We start from the raw sequence: 20,014 nt of genomic DNA, 5'->3' as shown, positions 1-20,014 counted from the left end.
TAGAACCTCCCGGCCCCTCCATGGTTGGAGCCGGGAGGTTCTATTTGTTTGTAAGGGCAATGGCCACCGGTAGCGCCTCGTAGTCCCTGAACTGCCTACAGATTGATGGTTGCCACTTGTTCCGCTGCGCCCGTTGAATCGGCCTGAAGGACCCGTATGCGGCCTTCCTTCTCCACCACCACGTAAGGATGCTTGTAATCGTACAGGATAAGGCCTCTTAACTGCCCGTCTGTACGGAAGGCTTCCCGGTAGCCTTTCTCCAGGTCACCGTAGTCGTTGGCGGAGTAGACGACAACCTTTTGCCCGTTTTTTTGTTCGGCATAATGCAGACCGGTTTTGCTGATGATTTTGTCTTGCGGGGTATAAAAGACCCGACCGCTATCATAAGCATCAATCGTATTGCTGGCAGAGGTATTGAGGCCGCTGGTGAGATGAGGCCACAGGTCGGTGAATGCGATCAGGCCGTTCTCTTCGTTATTGACCAGAATGAACGGAAGCTGCTTTGAGCCGTCGGGCAGCAGGAACAAATCGACAAGCGGGCCGATTTGATTAAGCTCCTGGGTATGGAAGATTTGTCCGTTCTCGTTATATACGTGCACTTTTTTGCCGATTTGCAAGGCGGTGAATGCGCCGTCGGTTTCTTTTTTAACGAAACCCGATGCAGGGATAGCCGTAGTGGCAGCAGCGCTTTCTTCTGCAGAATGGGCAAAGCCGGGCACTGTCAGCATGGCGGCCAAGGCAGCAGCGGATAACATTCGAATTGGCATTTTTTTCATCAGAAGCATTCCTTTCGTAATAAAGTGATTTCATAACCAATTATGAGCCAAGTAACCTGGCCCCATGACTTCAATTCATGTAAACCATTCGTTTCATTTTTTCATTTTTAGTCCCAATTCAGATCAAAAAGAACTAGAAGTTCATTCCAATCGAAGGTCGTTACATGTTGAGCGGTGCAAATAGGAACTGTCGGAGCACGCTAAGATGAAGTATCCGGCACATAAAATAAAATTCTGAATATTCAATTTATATATCGAAGAATACTGCTATAATGGGCTTAAAGGACAGTCAACGACATGCATCATCCTTGCGGAGGGAGGAGGGCTGGTATGCGCACATCCCCTGATGTCATCCGGCAAACGGCCAGATACGGTGCAAACAATTATTTTCCTCTGCCGATTGTTATTTCCCGGGCTGAAGGCGTCTGGGTGGAGGATTTGGAGGGAAAAAGGTACATCGATCTGCTAAGCGCGTATTCGGCGCTGAATCACGGGCACCGTCACCCGAAAATTATCCAGGCTTTGCTGGAGCAAGCCGGCAAAGTGACGCTCACCTCGCGGGCTTTTCATCATGAGCATCTGGGCGGCCTGTATGAGTGGCTGCACCAAATTACCGGGAAAGCCCGATTCCTGCCGATGAACACCGGTGCGGAGGCCGTTGAGACTGCCATTAAAGCGGCACGCCGGTGGGCTTACCGGGTGAAGGGGGTACCGTACCCGCAGGCTGAAATTATTGTCTGCGCAGACAACTTTCACGGGCGGACGATTACAGGAACCTCCTGCTCATCGCATGCGGAGTACAAGGAAGGCTTCGGCCCGTTTACCCCCGGGTTCGTGACTGTCCCCTTCGGAGATGCCGAAGCGCTTCGCAGCGTGATTACCCCGAACACGGCAGCGTTCCTCGTGGAGCCTGTTCAAGGGGAGGCGGGTATCCGTATTCCGCCGGACGGCTATCTTCAGGAAGCCGCCGGCATTTGCCGGCAGCAAGGGGTGCTGTTTATGGCCGACGAGATTCAGACAGGGCTTGGCCGGACCGGAGCCATGTTCGCGTGTGACTGGGAGAAGGTTGTTCCGGATGTGTACTTGATTGGCAAATCGTTGGGCGGAGGGGTAATCCCGGTATCGGCTGTAGCGGCAGATGAGGAGATTATGGGTGTATTCGGCCCGGGCTCGCACGGCTCTACCTTCGGCGGCAACCCGCTCGCCTGCAGTGTGGCTGCAGCAGCCCTGCAATGCTTGGTGGAAGAGAACCTGGCGGGCAATTCGAATACGATGGGGCGATATATGCTGGAAAAGCTGAAATCCCTGGAGAGGCCGGAGCTTCCCTGGGTGAAATCGGTCCGGGGAAGAGGGCTGTTCATCGGAATTGAATTGAATGTCCCTGCCCGTCCGTACTGCGAACGGCTGATGAAAAACGGCGTGCTCTGCAAGGAAACCCACGACACCGTCATTCGTATTGCCCCGCCGCTGATTATTACCCGGCAGGAGGCGGATGAGGCGCTGGGCCGCCTGCTTAACGTGCTTACCGGGGAAGCTGAAGCATAAATTTACAAATACCGATGCGATGGGAGGGCCAGAGGATGATCCGATATACACCGGAACCGCTGACCAATTTTGCAGAACCGAAGGAAGCCCAGCAGCTTGCTGCAGCACTGAATCAGGTCAAGGCTTTGCTGGGCCGGAATTACCCTATAATCGCAGCCGGCCAGGAGCGCTTTACCTCCCGCCATATCACTTCGGTCAATCCGTCCAGAAATGAAGAGGTGATCGGGAACGTGTCCAAGGCGGATGCGCGCCTTGCCGACGAGGCTGTAGAGGCCGCCCATGCCCGCTTTTTGACATGGTCCCGGGTCAAGCCGGAAATCCGGGCAGACTATTTGTTTAAGGCGGCGGCGATTTTACGCCGGAAGAAGCACGTTTTCTCCGCCTGGATGATGCTGGAGGCCGGGAAAACGCGCGCCGAGGCCGATGCCGATACGGCGGAGGCAATTGATTTTATGGAATATTACGCCCGCCAAATGCTCCAGCTTGTACAGCGGGGGGCGGAACAGCTGACACAGACGCCCGGCGAGCGCAACGATCTGATTTATTTGCCGCTTGGTGTCGGCATTATTATTCCGCCGTGGAACTTCCCGTTAGCCATCGTGGCCGGCATGACGACGGCGGCGATTGTCGCGGGAAATACGGTCGTTCTGAAGCCGTCCAGTTTGACGCCGGTTATTGCTTATCAGTTTATGGAGCTGCTTCGGGAGGCGGGGGTGCCGGATGGTATTGTGCAGTATGTGCCCGGCGGCGGCAGTGAAATCGGCGATGTGCTCGTTTCACATAAGCTGACCCGGTTCATTTCGTTTACCGGCTCCAAAGAGGTCGGCATTCATCTCCATGAAATTTCGGCCAAGGTCCAGCCGGGACAGCTGTGGCTGAAACGGTTTGTCGGGGAAATGGGCGGCAAGGACGCCATTGTCGTAGGAGAGGATGCCGATCCGGCGGCAGCGGCGGCCGGGATTGTTACGTCAGCCTTCGGCTATTCAGGTCAAAAATGCTCGGCCTGCTCCCGGGTCATCGTTCATCATCGGCTGTATGATGAAGTGCTGGAGCGGGTCAGGGAATTGACGGTACAGCTTAAGATGGGCGATGCTGCGGAGGCCGCCACTGATGTCGGCCCGGTTATTGACCGGCAGGCTTATTTAAAAATTGCCAATTACATCCGGGTCGGACAGCAGGAAGGGCAGCTTGTCGCAGGCGGCGGCTGTGATGATGGAACAGGCTATTTCATCGAGCCGACTATATTTGCCGGCGTAGACCCGGATGCCCGGCTCATGCAGGAGGAAATTTTCGGACCGGTCGTCGCCTTCACCGCAGTATCGTCATTTGAGGATGCGCTGCGTATTGCCAATCATTCGGAATATGGCTTGACGGGCTCCGTATATACGAATAACCGGCAGCACATCGAGCAGGCCAAGGCCGAGTTTCAGGCGGGAAACCTGTACATTAACCGCAAATGCACCGGGGCTATTGTCGGCGTTCATCCGTTTGGCGGCTTCAATATGTCGGGTACCGATTCGAAGGCAGGAGGGCCGGATTATTTGTTCCTGTTCACCCAGCCGAAGCTGATTTCCGAGCGGCTGTAAGCCGGGCGGCGGGCAGGCTTGCGACGTGCAGGGCACCACGAGCAGCGGGCTCTGCACACGGTGCCCAGTTCTAAGCTGCATCGCCCGCGTATTCGCAGCGTACGGGCGGAGCGCACATAATCGGCAGCCGACTGCATGTCCCCGTGCCGGTTCATGATTTTCATTTGCACTTTACTGCTGTCCTGATCGTCCTCTGATATATGCTGCTGCGATAACGAAGGGAGGGAAACATGGATGGGTGTGGATCTTTTGTTCCGCAAGGCGGTGCTGTCAACAGCACAGCGGCCCCGGGTCCGGCGCTGGTTTGAGAAGCACGGCATGAATTGGGGGGTACAGCGATTTGTTGCCGGCCGCACGCTGGAGGAAGCGATTGGCAGGGTACGCCGCATGAACCGGGACGGGTTGCTCGTGACGCTGGATTTCCTGGGCGAAAGCGTGGAGGATCGGGAGCAGGCCGCTGCGGTGGGGCAGGTCATTCTTGAAATGCTGGATGAGATGAATCGCAGGCGGCTGAAATGCAATATTTCGCTAAAGCTTTCCCAGCTTGGCCTGCTCGTGGATGAGCAGCTGTGCAGAGAACAGCTGGAGACCATTGTAGGACGGGCAAAGGACGAGGGCAATTTCGTCCGGATTGACATGGAGGATTCTATGCTGACGGATCGCACGCTGTCCTTGTTCAAGCATCTCCTGGAGTTATACGGGCCGATGCATGTCGGGACAGTGCTGCAGTCATATTTGTACCGCTCGGAACAGGATGCGGAGGAGCTTACGGCACTCGGAGCCAATCTCCGCATTGTGAAGGGGGCATACCGCGAGCCGAAGCAAATCGCCTATGCCAGCAAAGAGGCGGTTGATGCCAGCTATCTGCGGCTTGTAAACATGAGTCTGGACCGGGGGCGGTATGTCGCCGTAGCAACGCATGACAGCAAGCTGATTGACCGCGTCATCCGGTACACGCAGGAGCAGCATATCCCGTCGGACCGGTTTGAATTTCAAATGCTGTACGGCATTGCGGGAGGGCTCCAGCGGCAGCTGGCGGACGCGGGCTACCGGGTCCGGGTGTATACGCCTTTCGGAGAGCAGTGGTATCCGTACTTCTCCCGAAGAATTGCGGAGCGTCCGGCTAACCTGTGGTTCGTCGTCAAAAATTTGTGGCGCTAATGAAGGGAGAGGCGGCGAATGAATCCAAACCGTAACCCGAATGTGACAGTAGTGGGAGTTCCAATGGATTTGGGAGCAGATCGCCGCGGAGCAGAGCTGGGACCGGATGCAGTGCGCAGTGCGGGGCTTATGCAGTGTCTTGGCGGACTCGGTTACCACGTAACGGATGAGGGGAACGTAATCGTTCAGCGGGGGCGTCAGGGGGCTGTAAACACCCTGCTCAAGCACGTGGAGGAAATCGCCCGCGTCAGCGGCAAGCTGTGCGAGCAGGTATCCCGAATCCGGGAAGCGGGCCGGTTCCCGCTGGTGCTTGGCGGGGATCACAGCACTGCCATCGGCACTCTGGCCGGGCTTACACGCGGCAAGGAGAGACTGGGTCTGCTTTGGTTCGATGCGCATGGCGATGTGAATACAGCCGACACCTCCCCTTCGGGCAATATTCATGGAATGGCGCTGGCGGCTGCACTTGGATATGGGGATTCAAGACTGACCTCCATCGGTCATCCAAGGTCAGACATTCATCCCGGGAACGTCGCTCTGATTGGGACCCGCTCACTGGACCCCGGAGAAAAGCATTTTGTGAAGCAGCAGGGCATCACAGTATTCTCCATGCGCGATATTGACCGGCTCGGGATAACGGACGTGCTGGGACAGGCGCTGCAAATCGTATCTGCCGGTACGGACGGTGTTCATCTCAGCTTTGACTTGGATGTACTGGACCCGATCAGCGCCCCGGGCGTGAGCACTCCCGTTCCCGGCGGGTTGACACTTCGGGAGGGCCTGCTGGCCATGGAGCTTCTTTCCGAGGCGAATGTGCTGATAAGCGCTGAATTTGTGGAGATGAACCCGCTGGCGGATCAGGCCGATAGGACCGTACAAGCTGCAGCACGGCTTATTGCCGTACTGTTTGGAGAACGCACGATTTAATTTGCACATTGGCCAAGACACCGCGGGCATTTGGGTGTATACTGAAGATAATCAAATCTACATGTAACGTTCATTTGATTCAAGCTGTTTCGGCCGGAGGCCGAAGCAGCTTGTTGTATTTTAAGGGCAATAATAATGTTTTTCATTATCAGATTGGCAAAGGAGCGGATTGACGATGTACGATTTCCATCACTTGAATCACCGTAAGGCGCAGACGACCTCCCAGCGGGCGCTATGGATAACCCTTGGGCTGACGCTATTTTTTACCGTCGTTGAGATTGTCGGGGGCATTCGGAGTAATTCCTTGGCCTTGTTGTCGGACTCGGCGCATATGATTTCTGACGTAATCGCGCTTGGCTTGAGCATGACGGCTATTTATTTGTCGCGGCGGGAGCCGAATGCCCGGTATACCTTCGGTTATTTGCGGTTTGAAATTATTGCCTCGTTCTTGAACGGCCTGGCGCTGGCGATTATTGCGGCGGGTATTTTTGTCGAAGGGATTTCCCGGTTTATCCATCCGCAGGCTATCGATTTCGGCCTTATGCTGACGATTGCCGTCATCGGCCTGGTGGTCAACATTGTGACGACAATTGTATTAAGCCGCAGCATGAAGCAGGAGGACAATTTGAATGTCCAGAGCGCGCTGTGGCATTATATAGGGGATCTGCTCAGCTCCATCGGAGTCATCGTGTCGGCGGTTATCATTTATTTTACCGGCTGGCTGTTCTTTGATCCGCTGATTAGTATCGTGATTGGCGGCATTATTTTCCTCGGCGGCTGCCGAATTATTCGCGAATCGTATTTGATTTTGATGGAATCCGTGCCGGATAAATACAATCTGGATGAACTGCGCGCGGATTTGCTGGAGATCGAGGGCGTGGAGGATGTGCATGAGATGCATCTGTGGGCGATTTCAACCGAGCATTATTCCCTGACCGCTCATGTATTTATACAGGCGGAAATTCAGCCCTTCTGCGTGATTCTTGCCATCAATGAGCTTCTGGCTTCCAAATACGGCATTACCCATTCCACAATTCAAACCGAGCATGCCCTAATCCATCCGCACGGAGATTATGGGCGGCAGTTCCTCCTGAAGCATCCGTAATGCCGGGACAATGAGCCTGAACAGGATTGTTCTGGCCCATGGATTTGCTTCCTGATACGCGGCTTGATGCGCAAGGCTGCCCGGGCATTGTGGCGGCCCTGCTAATCCTGCTATACTATAAAAAGAGAGAAGACGTCTCCCGCTAAACGAAACATGCATCGGCGACAAAGAATAGCCGGATAAGCGGGCCTGCGGTCTGGCAATGAGCACAGTCAGCTATCCGAAATACGGAAGCTTGTGAAGCCCGAAGCCCGGGCAAGCAGTGTGTCAAGGTGCCGATCCTACACGAACAAGAACAGCAATCAACCGAGGTGGACAACATGGCCAAAAAAAATAGACCGGCTCCGGCGACTAAAGCTGATCCGGCGGATAAGCCTGCAACATTGAAGGATCTTCTCCATGCAGATGTGCTGGGCAAGCTGAAAGCCCAGGCGGATGAATGGAAAGCGGAAGAACAGCGGGTGAAGGAAGAGAAGCGGGCCAAGGAAGAGGCTGCCCGCAAGGCGGAGCAGAAGCGGCTGGATAACAACTTTGAGCATTTGCTCAACAACAGCAAGATGGACTGGAAGAAGTTCAAGTAAGCCGGTGTGTCCGGCTGCGGCATGAGGGCCATAAGCTTTTTTTATCAGGCGGCTTCCTTTGCAGGGAACTGCTTTAGTTCCAAAATAAAAACGTCCAATCTCCTGGGAAGTACAGGAATTGGACGTTTTTATTATTTTGCGGGGCAATAGGGCAGCAGCCCGGGCTGCTGCGGTGCACAAAGCCTGCTTCCAAACAGCAGGCGGAAGCAAGGCCGCATCTACATCAAGCCGGCGGTTTCTTAAAATGCCCAGTTGCCCTTCTGGAACACAGGCTCCTCCTTGCCATCGGCAGTTATTCCGTAGATGTCCATTTCAGCCGAGCCGATCATAAAATCGACATGGGTGATGCTGGTATTAAGCCCTTTGGCCTTCAACTCGTCCTGAGAGAGCCCCTTGCCGCCCTCCAGACAAAACGCATAGGCGCTGCCGATTGCCAGGTGGTTGGAGGCATTTTCATCAAACAGCGTATTGTAATACAGGATGCCGGACTCCGAAATCGGGGAACGGTGCGGAACCAAAGCCACTTCACCCAGATAGTGGGACCCTTCATCCATAGCGACCAGGCTCTTCAGCGCTTCTTCTCCTTGACGGGCCGAGACACTGACAATCCGGCCGTTCTCGAAGGTAAAGGAGAAGCCGTCGATAAGTGTGCCGCCATAGCTGAGCGGCTTCGTGCTCGACACCGTGCCGTTCACGCCGGTAGCCAGCGGAGCGGTGAAAACTTCTTCGGTCGGCATATTGGCTACGAACGCAGTGCCTTGTTCATTGATGCTGTCAGCGGCGACCCAAATATGGCCTTCCGGAAGCTCGATCGTCAAGTCTGTACCCGGAGCAGCATAGTGCAGCTTTTTGTATTTTTTTGCGTTCAAATAGTCGGATCTTTGATTCAGCGATTGAATATGGGTTTCCCACGCGGAAACCGGGTTCTCCTGATCGATACGAACCGTTTTTAGAATGGCTTCCCACAGCTTGCTGAGCTGCTCTTCTTCCGGCAAGCCCGGGAACACCTTGGCCGCCCATGCTTTGGATGGCGCTGCGACGACACACCAGCTGAATTTGTCCGACTGCATATACTGCCGGTATTTGGCCATCGCTTGGCCGTATGTTTTCTGATAATTCATAATCCGCTGCTGAGGCACGCCCTTGAGCAGATCGGGATCGGATGACACGATGCTCACGACCGCAAGAGTCCCGCCTTCGGCCCATTCAAGCATCTCGGCGGCGTACCACTTGGGCTCTTCCAGAAACGATTCGTCCGGAGCCAAATCATAACGGAGCCGCGAGACTGTATCATCGGTCCAATTCACCTTGACCAGGTACGCGCCTGCTTCATAAGCCTTCTGTACAATGGAGCGCACCAGCTCGGCCGCGTCAATCGTCGCGTTGACGACCAGCCGCTGTCCGGGCTGAACCTTGACCCCGACCTGGACGATCAGATCGGCATAGCTGTTTAAGGATTGCTGGAAAGTAGACATTCCGTTTCCTCCGCTTCTTAGCAAAATGGGTTTCCTTATATTGTATAGCATATCGGGCGGAAAGCAAAAATACGCTGCTAGACTTGGAAACCCAGTATATTCCAGCAGCACAAGGCGGGCTTTCGTGAACCGATATATCCTCCGCCCAAACAACGGCGGGCTCCGGTGCTTTGGATTGTCAGCCTTAAATCGACTGCGTTTTTAAGGGCTGGTTGGGAGCGAATGATGCCTGCTGCCCGCTTCAGGCGGACCTGGGCAGTCGTAAGGTGATGGTGGTGCCGGCGCCCTCCCGGGAGGTGACCTCAATGTCCCCCTGATGCGCCACAGCAATCGATTTGGCGATACTCATGCCCAGTCCGGCACCGTCTGTGCCTTGCTCGGTATTGGTCCCCCGGTAATAACGTTCAAACAAGTTCCGCCTTGTATGCTCATCCATGCCTACTCCGTTATCCTCCACCAGAATAAACGCGTGCTGGGCTGTTTTCTTGGTGGTCACCGTAATTTGTGTCCCTGGCGGGTTGTGCTTGATGGCGTTAGTGATTAAGTTATCGAGCAGCCGTTGAAGCCACTTGGTATTGACATGGACCATGATGCTTGCTTTTTCTCCTGCGAATGAAAAAGTGACGTGCTGCAGGGTGGCATCGTTTACATACCGAAGCACGGTACGCCGTACCAATTCGTTCAATTCTGTGGGTGTCAGTTCAAACGGGACATCCTTGTTTTTTAATTGAAAGGTTAAGGAGAAATCCTGCAGCAGCTCCAGCATATAATCCCCTTTTTCCCGTATCGTCCTCCCCATTTCCTTCAGCTCGGCATCCGTCCATTCGAAATCGCTGCTCTCCAGCAGATGCCCGTACCCGTGAATGGTCGATAGCGGGGTCCGAAGGTCATGCGAAATTCCGGTCATCCACTCCTCCCGGGTTTTCTCCAGCCTGACGCGCTCCTGTTCTGAGGCGTCCAGTCGCTCGGCCATGTGATAGAAGCCTGCAATAACCTCCTTGTACAGCCGGTAACGCAGCCGGATGGCGCCGTTTTTGCGGTAAACCTTTTTGCGGTCCTTGTCCGTCAACGCCTCCCGATACTGTCCTTTCCCCATACGTTCAAACCAGGCGGCGAACAGCAGCAGAGGCTGACCGTAGCGGTAGCCGTGCCAGAATGAGAAGCCCAGCGTCAGCAGCAGGGCAAAGCCTGCAGTGGCAGTCAGGGACACAATAACGCCGTGAAGGATCGGCTGCTGATTGAAGCTTTGCCCGTCCTTAATGGTGTGCAGCAGCCAGATATGCCCGGATGCTTCATCATAGTAAACCGCTGCGCTTGAGGCATAGATATCCGGCTCCGAGCGCATTTTGAGCAGCTCCAGCGGCTGATAAGGATCGCGCCGGTCCGCTTCCCCGATAGACTGGACAATTTGCCCTTCGGCATCAACAATCTGCACATATTCATTGGACTGCTCCAGCAGCCGCTCCAGGTCTTTGGCCGCATCCGGACGAACGATGCCGTTAGCTCCGAAGGCATGAAACCAGCTTTGCAGCCGTTCCGGGCCGGTGTCCTCAATGCCGAGCATAAACAGGTACTCCTGATCCCGGATGCTTTCCAGCTTTACCGTGACCCGGCATGTGTCCAGCCGCCCGGTTTCTCCGATCTGGAGCAGTTCAGGCGCGCCATAGACTGTTTTTAGGCCTTCGGGCACATTGAGCGAATACACCACACGTCCTTCGCTGTTCACTACCTGCAGCCAGTAGCCCCGTTCCGTCAATTGCTCCGTCCAGTGAGAGGGAAGCGCAATGCTCCCCTGACGTGCATCGGCCTCCAGCACCATCGATTCCAGGGCTCCGGCCGTGAAGTTTTTCTGAATCTCTTCCTTGTTTATCAGCTGAATAAGAAGAAACAGCCCTGTAAGCAGAACCATCAGAACGAATACCCACTGGAAAAAAAACTGGTATGTAAAATGAAAAATGAGTCTTCTGCGGATCCGAATCATAACGTTTTTTCCTTGACCAGCTTGTAGCCGAGACCCCGTACGGTAAGCAAATATTGGGGCATGCTCGGATCGGCCTCGATGCGCTCCCGGATTTTGCGGATATGCACCATCACCGTATTGTCATCGCCCATACCCTCGATTCCCCATACCGCTTCGTACAGCTGCGCTTTGGAAAATACGACATTCGGGTTCCGGCACAAAAACAGCAGCAGCTGATAAGCCAGCGCCGGACAAGGCACCGGCTGGCCCTCAACGAGAAGCTCGCCCCCGTATTCGTCAAGCGAAAACCGGCCGTAGTCATAGCGGGCTCGCGGCTCTTCGCCCCGTGCAGCCGGGAATTGGACGCCCCGCCGCAGACGGGCTTTGATTCTGGCCGAAATTTCAAGCGGGTTAAACGGCTTGGTGACGTAATCATCCCCGCCGATGGCAAAGCCGGTCAATATATCCAAATCGGACGTCCGCGCCGTCAAATAAATGATATGCGCAGCCGAAATTTCCCGGATTTTGGGACACAGCTCGAAGCCCGTCTGGTCCGGCAGCATCACATCCAGCAAAATGACATCGGCCCCGTGCTCCTCCAGCTTTTGCAGCGCCTCCCGCGCGGTATGGGCTGCATATATACGCCGGAAGCCTTCTTTGCGGAGCACCATTTCCAGCAGTTGAACAATCGCTTTTTCATCATCAACGAGCAATATTGTAGCGTTCAGCATGGAATCCCCTCCACGGCCTATTGTATCAAATGATCCTTAATTCGAGCTAAACTGCGGCAGCATTTGTTAAAAAAGGAGCCGCGTTTGAAGCTTCCCTTGGGCGACGATGCCGGGCCGGGAGCGGCAAAAAAACACAGGCGCTTTCCGCCTGTGTCAGCACTTGGATATGTTAATAATCCAGTCGTATTCGAATCTGTTGCGACGGGGCAATCCATTCCACCTCAGCGCCGAGCGCTTCACTGACAAAACGGAGCGGCACCATCAGTGTATCATGGGCAATGATTGGCGCCGTGCCCATTTGCAACGGGGTGCCGTTGACTGCCGCTGTTTCGGAGCCGGCCTGAATGACGATTTGCTTCGTCTGTTTGCGGGCGGTGACAGTCCGGGTTGTATCATCCCAGGCGACGGAAGCCCCCAGCTTCTCAAAAATAGCCCGCATCGGCACCAGCGTAACATCGTCCTGCAGCAACGGCTCAAACGGATATGGCTGTACCTCTCCGTTAACATACACTGTAATGGCATCCGTATCCAGCTTCACCTCCCCTTCTTGCTTCATGCGCCCAATCAGCTGCAGCGAATCGGCATTCACGGGATTATTTCGCACCTTGGCCTCATACAGCGAGGGGAAGCCCTGGAGGACGGACATATCTTCAATTTCGTTGTTTTGGACATCCAGTATCGTCAATTGGGACAGGCGGCGCAGGGGAGAAGGATCTTGAATCCGGTTGAAGCCTAGCTCCACCTGGCTCAGGAAGGGCAGCGGAGCGAGAGGGCGCAAATCCTCAATCTCATTATGACTGGCCAGCAGAAAGGTTAGTCGAGGCGTATGGCTTAACGGCTCCAGGCTCTGAATGCGGTTGCCTGTAAGATCACACGTCAGCAGATCCGGCAGTCCGGCCAGCGGGCTGAGATCACGAAGCTCATTATCCGGCACAAGCAGGACTTGAAGCTTGCCCAGACCCGAGGCGAAGCTGAGGTCGGCTAAGGAGGTATGCTGGATTGAGAGCGTTTCCAAATTAGACAGGCTGGCGATAGGGGTAAAGTCCTGAACGGGGGCGGCATCGACAGACAAGCTGCGCAGGTTCGCCGCATGCTCCAGACCGCCAAGGTCGCTGATACGGGTATCCAGGCTCAAGGAAAGCAGGCTGTTCATATGCCGGATGGTTACCGGGCCGTCAGCCAGCTGCAGCTGCCCCCGAACGGCTTGCTCCAAAGCAGCGTCGGCAAAAGTGACGGGCTCGGAAGCGGGAGCCGCTTCTTCTGCGTGCAGGGCGGGATGGAAGAACAATAAAAAGCAGATCAGCACAAGACGAACCATCCATGGTTGGATGTGCATCGGATCACGCTCCTTTTTTGAAATATTCCAACTATTTCTCGCCTGTACCTCCATGTTACCCCCGCTTCCGTGCTTCGTCAAGGAAAGGGAAGTCGTGTAACGTAAGCGGAAGTGTCCGAGGCGGCTAGCATGTGAGGGGCAATCGGCGGTAAAATATCGAATGCTGCCGGAGCCTGACGAAGGATGGGGGACGGCAGGAATACAGCATATAAAAATAAGGCCAAAGCAGCATAACCAAGCGGGAATGTGCTGTACTGCCCACTCCGGTATGCAGCAGCTCAAGCAGATATGCTCAGGAGGCTTGAAGGAGACAATTGCAGGATCGAGAGGCAGGACTCAAGGGCCGCAAAATGCAGAAAAAACCCATGTCCGGCTGTAAACACACCGGGATTGCTTTACTGCACGTCCGGCGCAGCAGCCTGGCATTCGTAACAAAAAAACAGCCGCCCGCTGCTGCGGGGGGCTGAGGAGCTTTAAATAAAAAGATGATGTTGAATCAGATGATATGCGGAGGAAGAACGAAAATTCCGGGAAGCCGGACAAGCCGTTTACGCTTCCGCAACCATCCGGTTCGTAATGGAGCCGAGCTTTTCAATCTCAATGGTGACGACATCCCCCGGCTGCAGGTAGACACGCTTCTCCGGCGGATAGCCAAGCACGACACCTTCCGGCGTCCCGGTCAAAATGATGTCTCCCGGTACAAGCGTCAGGTGCTGGGAGATGTAGCTGACAATTTCATCGCAGCGGAAAATCATGTCCGATGTGTTGGAGCTTTGGCGGACTTCGCCATTGACGATGCAGCGAATCGACAGCTCGTTCGGGTTGCCGACTTCATCGGCCGTAACCAGATACGGGCCAAGCGGGCTGAAGCTGTCGCAAATTTTGCCAAGCATCCACTGCGGCGTCCGCAGCTGCAAATCGCGGGCGGACAGGTCGTTTACGTTGCAGTAGCCAAACACATAATCCAGCGCGTTTTCCTTGCTGACGTATTTGGCTTCCTTGCCGATTACGATGACCAGCTCCGCTTCATAGTCGACCTCCTGAGATACTTTCGGCAGCGGCACATCCTTTCCGTGCCCGGTCAAGGTATTGTGGAACTTGTTGAACAAAATCGGGTATGACGGAATGGGCGCATTCGTTTCCTCGGCGTGCTTGCGGTAGTTCAGGCCGACGCAAATCATTTTTTTCGGCTCGGTGACGCATGGCGCATAATCAAGGCCTTCTTCCGCCAGAAACAGCGATTGCTCTCCAGCCGTGAGCGCCTTGTCCGCCAGTGCGAGCAGTGCAGATTGCGCCGGCGCGCCTTGGGCAATAACGTCCATTACGTTCAGCGGCACTGCCGAGCCCGGGAAGGCCTGAGCTGCCGCTGCAATATCCAGAACGCCCTTCTCTGTCACGAGTCCGAGGCGCTGACCGCCGTTTGTCTGAAATGTAACGAGTTTCATAAATGAAGTCCGCTCCTTTAGTATGAAATAAATGCAGGTAAATGGCTCGGACAAGCTCCGAACAAGAGCCGATCCGTGCCCGGAAAATCAAGCGTTTTTGCCGAAGACGACGCCTCCGTCAATATAAAGCGGCGATCCCATCATGAACTTGGCGTCGTCGGAAGCCAGGAACAGGGCGGCCTGCGCCACATCGTCCGGACGGCCTAGATCGCCGGACAGCTGGCGCGTTTTCAGGGAAGCGATTGCAGCTTCGGGATCGTCGTAGGAGGTGCGCAAATAATTCTCGACGAACGGGGTCAAAATGGTGCCCGGCAGCAGTGCGTTGACACGGATGCCGTACGGCGCGTAATCGACCTGCATCGATTTGGTCAGCGACAGGATGGCGCCTTTGGTTGCCGCGTAGGAAGCCCGGCGGGCCAGGCCGATTTCGGCGATGCAGGAGGACATATTAATGATGCTGCCGCTGCGCTGCTCCATCATATGGGGCAGCACGTATTTGCTCGGCAGATAAACCCCGCGAATATTGACGTTCATTACCTTGTCCCATGCCTCAGGCTCTACCTCATGCAGCATGCCGACTCCGCTGATGCCCGCATTGTTGAACAGCACGTCGATCCGGCCGTAGTGGGCCAGCGCTTCGCGCACCAGCTTCTCCACATCCTCGGGCTTCGTAACGTCAGCCTGGAGGAAGATGGCTTCACCTCCGGCCTGCCGAATTTCCTGAACGGTTTCTTCTCCCCGATCCGCCTGCAGATCGTTGACGATGACAGAAGCGCCTTCCTTTGCAAACAGCAGGGCGGTGCTTTTGCCAATCCCGGAGCCAGATCCGGTAATGAGCACGATTTTGTTCGATAACCGCATGATTTCATTTCCCCTTTGAGGTTAAATATAGTATCCCGGGCTGCGCGATATCCGGCGGACACGCCGGGTTAAGACGAGCCGGGGGATAAGCGCCGGGCAAGCCCGCGCAGCTCCTCGGTCGCCTGCTCCTGCTTGACCGCCCATTGATGGGCGGGCATTGAGAAGCTGACTGCTGCGGCAGCCCGTCCGGATGCATCATAAACGGCGGCCCCGACGCAGCAAAAGCCGATAACGGCCTCCTGATCGTCATAGGCCAGGCCTTCCTTGCGTATGCGGGCCAGCTCGGCCAGCAGGGCGGCAGCGTCCGGCACTGTCCGGGGGGTAAGCTGCGCGAGCCCGCTCTCCGGGTACAGCCGGAGAACCTCTGCATCCTCCAGCTCGGCCAGAAGCGCCTTGCCCATTGCCGTAGCGTAGGCAGGCAGCCGCATCCCCGGATCTGAAGCGAGCCGGACCGGAGAAGGGGCTTCCATTTTGGCCAGGTATAGAATATCCCGCCCATCCAGGCAAGCCAGCTGCACGGTTTCGCCGATTCGTGTGCGGGAGGCCGCCGCCTCCTGCTGAAAAGCCCTGCTGAGGTCGAACTGCTGCAGATACGCGCTGCCGAATTGGCCGATGCCGGGCCCGATGGCATAGGTATCCCCGGGCAGCCGGGTTACCCATTGCAGTGCTTCCAGCGTGTGCAGAAGGGAGAACATGGAGCTCTTGTTAATGTCCAGCCGCTTGGACAAGTCCATCAGCTTCAGGGCGGAGGGCTCGGCACGGATTAACCGGAGGATGCTGTCCGCGCGCTCAAGCGCGGGAACCCAATATTTTTTTTCTGCGGACGGCTTGTTGTCTGGTTCCATCAGGCTTCCTTTCTTCTATAAAAACAAGGTAATTTCAGTATGATGGTTTATTATAATAAACCAAGTTTATAAAATAAATTTTACCATGATTTCTCGCGTTTGGTCAAAACTTTTTGCACGGGTCCTCCGTATATAAATGATGGCGGATCGGATCTTGTTCACCGCGCTGCGGGGTGTGGTAAACTAGAGTAGACAGACTGATAGATAAGCGGAACCAGGCCTAAGCCCGATGAAAGGGAGAAAGGGAGGCTCTCTCGGAGCGATCAGGCTATTTTTCGCCCCGCTTGGATTTACTATGGCCCGGCCTGCCTGCTGACGTGCTTGGGGTAAAGCGGATATTTCGATTTACAATAAAAGTTTTGCAACTTTTTCGGACGCGGCTGCGTCTGGAAATTGCACGAGAGGGGGATCCTAGTGGTAGCCTTGGAATTGATTAAAGCTGCCCAATCCGGCGATCGCGACGCTCTGATAGCCCTGCTGCGTGAAGTGGAAGGACATGTGTACCGAACGGCGTATTATATGCTCGGCAACGAACAGGATGCGAAGGACGCTTCGCAGGAGGCACTCATTCGTATTTATACGAAAATCCACACCTATGAAGAAAAAGCGCTTTTTAAAACGTGGGTGCAGCGAATCGTCACCAATATATGTATCGATATGTTCCGACGCAAAAAATCAGCCGTTTCCATTGAGGAACACAACCTGGTGTTTACCGGTCCGAGTGATGTGGAAAAAGAAGTCGCCTCGGTGTACCTGGCCAAAGATATCGAAGAGGCAATCGGCAAGCTGCCCGATCATCACCGGATTGTTGTGGTGCTGAGGTATTTGCAAGACTTATCCTATAATGAAATCGCAGAATCGCTGGGACTGCCCTTGAACACGGTAAAATCGTATTTGTTCCGGGCCCGGGCGCAGCTTCAGAACTTATTACAAGATTATCAGAAGGGTGGTGTACGGGGATGATTTGTGAAGAGGTGGTGGAATTGATGCAGCGTGAGCTGGACGGCGATCTGAGCGATGCCGAGAAACTGGCTTTAACGGCCCACCTGGAGCAGTGCCCCGATTGTGCCGCCATGTTTCGCCGAATGCAGCAGCTTCACAGCGGGCTGGTGAGCCTGCCGAAGGTGGAGCCGCCATTTTCACTGGTTGACGCGCTTTTGCCGCGGCTGGATGAGCTTGACCGTCTGCGTGAGCAGGGCCGGGGTCTTGAGGAAAACGTGGAGCACGGTGCGGAGCAATTCATTGCTTTGGCCGCCAAGGAGTGGGGAACGCAGGAGGCTGCGGGCTCTGTGACGGAAGCTTCGGCAAGCAAAGTGTTGAAGACAAGCGGCGGTGAGCGGCTTGCCGCAGTGGAAGGCGGCAAGTCCAGCCGGGGCCCGGGGGCTGCGGCGCAGCTGGAGCCTGTCAAACGGAAAGGCTGGATGCGAGGCGGCGCGGCATGGGGCGGTGCGCTGGCCGCTGCTGCCTTGTTCGGGGTTATTGTACTGACGAGCAGCGGCGGGCTTGGCCTGGATGAGAAGGAAGTCGCCGAGATGTCTCCTCAATTCAGCTCATCGGGTTCATCTGGGGAGGCAGGAAGCACCGCAGCCCAAGATAAGCAGGCCGGTAGCGGGGCCGGTGAGGCTGTGGGCACGGAGGCAGCTTCCGCCGCCAAGCAGGATGAGCTTGCGGCTGCGAAGCAGAGTGCGGCTGAGAGTGAAGCGCAGGCAGCGCCGGGCGCGGGGGCGGCCAGTGCCAACGAGCCGGCTCCAATCCAGGCTGGGAGCGGAGCGGAGCAGCCGGCGCCGGAAGCGAAGCAGCCGCAAGCGAAATTGCCGGCGGCCAGCGCCTCCGAGCCGGCTTCGCAGCCGGCGCCCCGCGAGACGGTGACGGCGCCGTCCGCCACGCCGCAGCCGGCTTCGCAGCCGGATACGAGCGGCGACGCGTCCAAGAAGCTGGCGGAGCCTGCGCCGATGCCGGAGAGCCAAACGTCGAATGCGGACCAGTCGGCTGCGGCATCGACACCTGCTGCTCCGGGGGCCGAGGAAAGCGCTCCGGCGGCAGACTCGCGCGGGCTGGCCTCCAAGGATTACAGCTATAAGGCGCAAAGCTTTGTCTATGAAGCGGCGGGCATGGAGCTGTCCTCCAAGGACGGGACACTGCTTGCAGTCGTTCAGGATCAGCGGATTGTCGTGAAGAAAATCGGCAGCGGTGAGGTCTTGTATACATCGCCAAGACAATGGAAGGCGACCGACAAGCTGACCCTGCTGTCCTGGGACAGCGAAACCCAACTGACCTACCAAGTGGTCAGCGGGGAGGTCAAGCAGCTCATCAGCATGGATCTAGTCAAGAAAACAGAGACAGTTAAACCGGGCTAAAACGCGGATTTTGTGCACCAATGGCACGCTTCCGGCGTATAGTATAGCAAAGTCGTATAACCATGCGGCGCGGGGAATCCTGGGGCCTGTGCCGGGTGTTTATATAGATGATGTGCTGGGGCAAAGGGATGACGGCAAGGCGGGCGATCGCTGTGTCGTGATCCCTTTGTTTTTTTATATCATCAAGGGGGCTTAGGCCGGCTAGCGGATTGTTTTCTGGACGAAATCTGTAAACTATGATAAACAAGAATAGAGCGCAAGTACGACGAGCTGGGAGGTGCCGGGGATGGATTACCGGCTGGCGAAGCGGGAATTAAGACAAGGCCGCATTCAGCCTATTTATGTATGCTACGGAACGGAAAAATATTTGCTCGATGAGTTTATCGCGGAGCTGACAGCGAAGCTGATTGAGCCGGGGCATCAGGATTTCGCCCTGGCGAAGCTGGATTTGACCGAAGCAAGCCTGGAATCGGCAATCGATGAGGCTCAGGAGCCGCCCTTTATTGTGCCGCGCAAGCTGATTGTAGCCAAAAACGCCCTATTCTTGACCGGTGCCAAGGATCAAGGAAAGCTGGAGCATCCGGTGGACAAGCTTCAGCAGTATATGGTGCATCCGAGTGATTTTGCGGTGCTCGTTCTGACGGTGGAGGCGGAGAAGCTGGACGAGCGCAAAAAAATCGTCAAGCTGCTAAAGGAAAAGGATGTGCTTATTCCGTTCCTGCCGATGACCGAGGAGGAGCTGCGCCAGTGGGTGGCGCGGCAGGCGGAGAAGGAGCAGGTGCAGCTCGGCCCGGGCGCGGGAGAAGAGCTGCTGCTGTACACGGGAGGAAGCCTGCAGTCGGTTGCGGGAGAAATCCGCAAGCTGGCAACCTTTGCCGGTCCTGGGGGCACGGTAGGGGCTGAGGATGTGCGGCGCTTGGTCGTACCGGGTACGGAGCAAAACGTGTTTCTCCTTATTGAAAACATCGTTCAACTGAAGCTGGAGCGGGCGTTTGCGATATTTTACGACCTGCTGAAGCAAAAGGAGGAGCCGATTAAAATATTGCTGCTGATCGCCCGCCAGTTTCGCATTATTTTGCAGGTGAAGGAATATGGGCGACAAGGGTTCGCGCCGCAGCAAATCGCGGGCTATCTCAGCCTGCACCCTTATGCGGTGAAGCTGGCCGCGGAGCAGGGCAAGCGCTATGACGGCGCACGGCTCAGCAGCATTTTGTCCCAGCTGGCGGAGCTGGATTACAAGATGAAAACGGGCACTATGGACAAGGTGCTCGGGCTGGAGCTGTTTCTGCTTCGTCTGGCTCCGGAAGCTGGACGCTGAGGCGA

The 20,014-nt window shown here is 55.7% G+C and carries 17 protein-coding genes; 9 read left to right on the top strand and 8 right to left on the bottom strand.

The window, feature by feature from the left end; all coding sequences use genetic code 11:
• Nucleotides 1–95: 95 nt before the first annotated feature.
• The gene (locus WBG83_RS17060; RefSeq protein WP_336746451.1) at nt 96–776 is read right to left on the bottom strand and encodes a hypothetical protein; all 681 of its coding nucleotides are present in this window, start codon (nt 774–776) and stop codon (nt 96–98) included.
• Nucleotides 777–1,106: 330 nt separating this feature from the next.
• Here WBG83_RS17060 and rocD point away from each other — a divergent pair, with 330 nt between their 5' ends.
• The 6 genes from rocD (at nt 1,107) to WBG83_RS17030 (ending at nt 7,681) form a co-directional block, all read left to right on the top strand.
• Nucleotides 1,107–2,321 carry an ornithine--oxo-acid transaminase gene (gene rocD / locus WBG83_RS17055; RefSeq protein WP_336746449.1) on the top strand — a complete coding sequence of 405 codons (1,215 nt, stop codon included), beginning with the start codon at nt 1,107–1,109 and terminating at the stop codon, nt 2,319–2,321.
• A gap of 35 nt (nt 2,322–2,356) precedes the next feature.
• Complete coding sequence (pruA, locus tag WBG83_RS17050; RefSeq protein ID WP_336746448.1) at nt 2,357–3,907, top strand: L-glutamate gamma-semialdehyde dehydrogenase; 1,551 nt, start codon at nt 2,357–2,359, stop codon at nt 3,905–3,907.
• 234 nt (nt 3,908–4,141) lie between these two features.
• On the top strand, nt 4,142–5,068 hold the full coding sequence (locus WBG83_RS17045) for a proline dehydrogenase family protein (RefSeq protein ID WP_336746447.1): 927 nt from the start codon (nt 4,142–4,144) through the stop codon (nt 5,066–5,068).
• 18 nt (nt 5,069–5,086) lie between these two features.
• Nucleotides 5,087–5,995 (top strand): arginase, encoded by a 909-nt coding sequence (rocF, locus tag WBG83_RS17040; RefSeq protein ID WP_336746445.1) that lies wholly within the window; start codon nt 5,087–5,089, stop codon nt 5,993–5,995.
• A gap of 175 nt (nt 5,996–6,170) precedes the next feature.
• Complete coding sequence (locus tag WBG83_RS17035) at nt 6,171–7,100, top strand: cation diffusion facilitator family transporter (RefSeq protein ID WP_336746444.1); 930 nt, start codon at nt 6,171–6,173, stop codon at nt 7,098–7,100.
• A gap of 320 nt (nt 7,101–7,420) precedes the next feature.
• Complete coding sequence (locus WBG83_RS17030) at nt 7,421–7,681, top strand: YqkE family protein (RefSeq protein ID WP_336746443.1); 261 nt, start codon at nt 7,421–7,423, stop codon at nt 7,679–7,681.
• A 239-nt stretch (nt 7,682–7,920) separates the two neighbouring features.
• On the opposite strand, the gene WBG83_RS17025 is transcribed toward WBG83_RS17030, so the two are convergent.
• The 7 genes from WBG83_RS17025 to WBG83_RS16995 form a co-directional block, all read right to left on the bottom strand.
• Nucleotides 7,921–9,156 (bottom strand): aminopeptidase, encoded by a 1,236-nt coding sequence (locus WBG83_RS17025; RefSeq protein WP_336746442.1) that lies wholly within the window; start codon nt 9,154–9,156, stop codon nt 7,921–7,923.
• 241 nt (nt 9,157–9,397) lie between these two features.
• Nucleotides 9,398–11,137, bottom strand: a complete 1,740-nt coding sequence (locus tag WBG83_RS17020; protein WP_336746440.1) for a sensor histidine kinase — start codon at nt 11,135–11,137, stop codon at nt 9,398–9,400.
• The gene (locus WBG83_RS17015) at nt 11,134–11,847 is read right to left on the bottom strand and encodes a response regulator transcription factor (protein ID WP_336746439.1); all 714 of its coding nucleotides are present in this window, start codon (nt 11,845–11,847) and stop codon (nt 11,134–11,136) included. Before WBG83_RS17015 ends, WBG83_RS17020 begins: the two co-directional genes overlap by 4 nt.
• A 169-nt stretch (nt 11,848–12,016) precedes the next feature.
• Entirely contained in the window at nt 12,017–13,183 is a 1,167-nt protein-coding gene (locus WBG83_RS17010; RefSeq protein WP_336746438.1) for a stalk domain-containing protein, read from the bottom strand.
• Between the two features lie 548 nt (nt 13,184–13,731).
• The gene (locus tag WBG83_RS17005; RefSeq protein ID WP_336746436.1) at nt 13,732–14,628 is read right to left on the bottom strand and encodes a fumarylacetoacetate hydrolase family protein; all 897 of its coding nucleotides are present in this window, start codon (nt 14,626–14,628) and stop codon (nt 13,732–13,734) included.
• Between the two features lie 87 nt (nt 14,629–14,715).
• Nucleotides 14,716–15,489: an SDR family NAD(P)-dependent oxidoreductase gene (locus WBG83_RS17000; RefSeq protein ID WP_336746434.1), complete on the bottom strand. Its 774-nt coding sequence runs from the start codon at nt 15,487–15,489 to the stop codon at nt 14,716–14,718.
• 68 nt (nt 15,490–15,557) lie between these two features.
• Nucleotides 15,558–16,334 (bottom strand): IclR family transcriptional regulator, encoded by a 777-nt coding sequence (locus tag WBG83_RS16995; protein ID WP_336746433.1) that lies wholly within the window; start codon nt 16,332–16,334, stop codon nt 15,558–15,560.
• Nucleotides 16,335–16,748: 414 nt separating this feature from the next.
• Between WBG83_RS16995 and WBG83_RS16990 the strand changes: the two genes are divergently transcribed.
• The 3 genes from WBG83_RS16990 to holA all read left to right on the top strand — a co-directional run bounded on the left by WBG83_RS16990 (nt 16,749) and on the right by holA (nt 20,009).
• The gene (locus WBG83_RS16990) at nt 16,749–17,297 is read left to right on the top strand and encodes an RNA polymerase sigma factor (protein ID WP_336746432.1); all 549 of its coding nucleotides are present in this window, start codon (nt 16,749–16,751) and stop codon (nt 17,295–17,297) included.
• Nucleotides 17,294–18,691, top strand: a complete 1,398-nt coding sequence (locus tag WBG83_RS16985) for a zf-HC2 domain-containing protein (RefSeq protein WP_336746430.1) — start codon at nt 17,294–17,296, stop codon at nt 18,689–18,691. The genes WBG83_RS16990 and WBG83_RS16985 overlap by 4 nt, the downstream gene beginning before the upstream one ends.
• A 286-nt stretch (nt 18,692–18,977) precedes the next feature.
• Complete coding sequence (holA, locus tag WBG83_RS16980; protein WP_336746429.1) at nt 18,978–20,009, top strand: DNA polymerase III subunit delta; 1,032 nt, start codon at nt 18,978–18,980, stop codon at nt 20,007–20,009.
• Nucleotides 20,010–20,014 lie beyond the last annotated feature (5 nt).

This window comes from Paenibacillus sp. y28 (assembly GCF_037137075.1).
In the GTDB taxonomy this organism is placed as follows: Bacteria; Bacillota; Bacilli; order Paenibacillales; family NBRC-103111; genus JBBBNV01.
This window is presented reverse-complemented; position numbering and strand designations above follow the sequence as displayed.

Excerpts from the sequence above, each read along its gene's own strand:
- WBG83_RS17025 (WP_336746442.1), bottom strand. The coding sequence starts at position 9,156 with ATGTCTACTTTCCAGCAATCCTTAAACAGCTATGCCGATCTGATCGTC.
- WBG83_RS17010 (WP_336746438.1), bottom strand. The coding sequence starts at position 13,183 with ATGCACATCCAACCATGGATGGTTCGTCTTGTGCTGATCTGCTTTTTA.
- holA (WP_336746429.1), top strand. The coding sequence starts at position 18,978 with ATGGATTACCGGCTGGCGAAGCGGGAATTAAGACAAGGCCGCATTCAG.
- WBG83_RS17045 (WP_336746447.1), top strand. The coding sequence starts at position 4,142 with ATGGGTGTGGATCTTTTGTTCCGCAAGGCGGTGCTGTCAACAGCACAG.
- rocD (WP_336746449.1), top strand. The coding sequence starts at position 1,107 with ATGCGCACATCCCCTGATGTCATCCGGCAAACGGCCAGATACGGTGCA.
- WBG83_RS17030 (WP_336746443.1), top strand. The coding sequence starts at position 7,421 with ATGGCCAAAAAAAATAGACCGGCTCCGGCGACTAAAGCTGATCCGGCG.
- WBG83_RS17000 (WP_336746434.1), bottom strand. The coding sequence starts at position 15,489 with ATGCGGTTATCGAACAAAATCGTGCTCATTACCGGATCTGGCTCCGGG.
- WBG83_RS17020 (WP_336746440.1), bottom strand. The coding sequence starts at position 11,137 with ATGATTCGGATCCGCAGAAGACTCATTTTTCATTTTACATACCAGTTT.
- WBG83_RS17035 (WP_336746444.1), top strand. The coding sequence starts at position 6,171 with ATGTACGATTTCCATCACTTGAATCACCGTAAGGCGCAGACGACCTCC.
- WBG83_RS16985 (WP_336746430.1), top strand. The coding sequence starts at position 17,294 with ATGATTTGTGAAGAGGTGGTGGAATTGATGCAGCGTGAGCTGGACGGC.
- WBG83_RS17005 (WP_336746436.1), bottom strand. The coding sequence starts at position 14,628 with ATGAAACTCGTTACATTTCAGACAAACGGCGGTCAGCGCCTCGGACTC.
- WBG83_RS17015 (WP_336746439.1), bottom strand. The coding sequence starts at position 11,847 with ATGCTGAACGCTACAATATTGCTCGTTGATGATGAAAAAGCGATTGTT.
- rocF (WP_336746445.1), top strand. The coding sequence starts at position 5,087 with ATGAATCCAAACCGTAACCCGAATGTGACAGTAGTGGGAGTTCCAATG.
- WBG83_RS17060 (WP_336746451.1), bottom strand. The coding sequence starts at position 776 with ATGAAAAAAATGCCAATTCGAATGTTATCCGCTGCTGCCTTGGCCGCC.
- WBG83_RS16995 (WP_336746433.1), bottom strand. The coding sequence starts at position 16,334 with ATGGAACCAGACAACAAGCCGTCCGCAGAAAAAAAATATTGGGTTCCC.
- pruA (WP_336746448.1), top strand. The coding sequence starts at position 2,357 with ATGATCCGATATACACCGGAACCGCTGACCAATTTTGCAGAACCGAAG.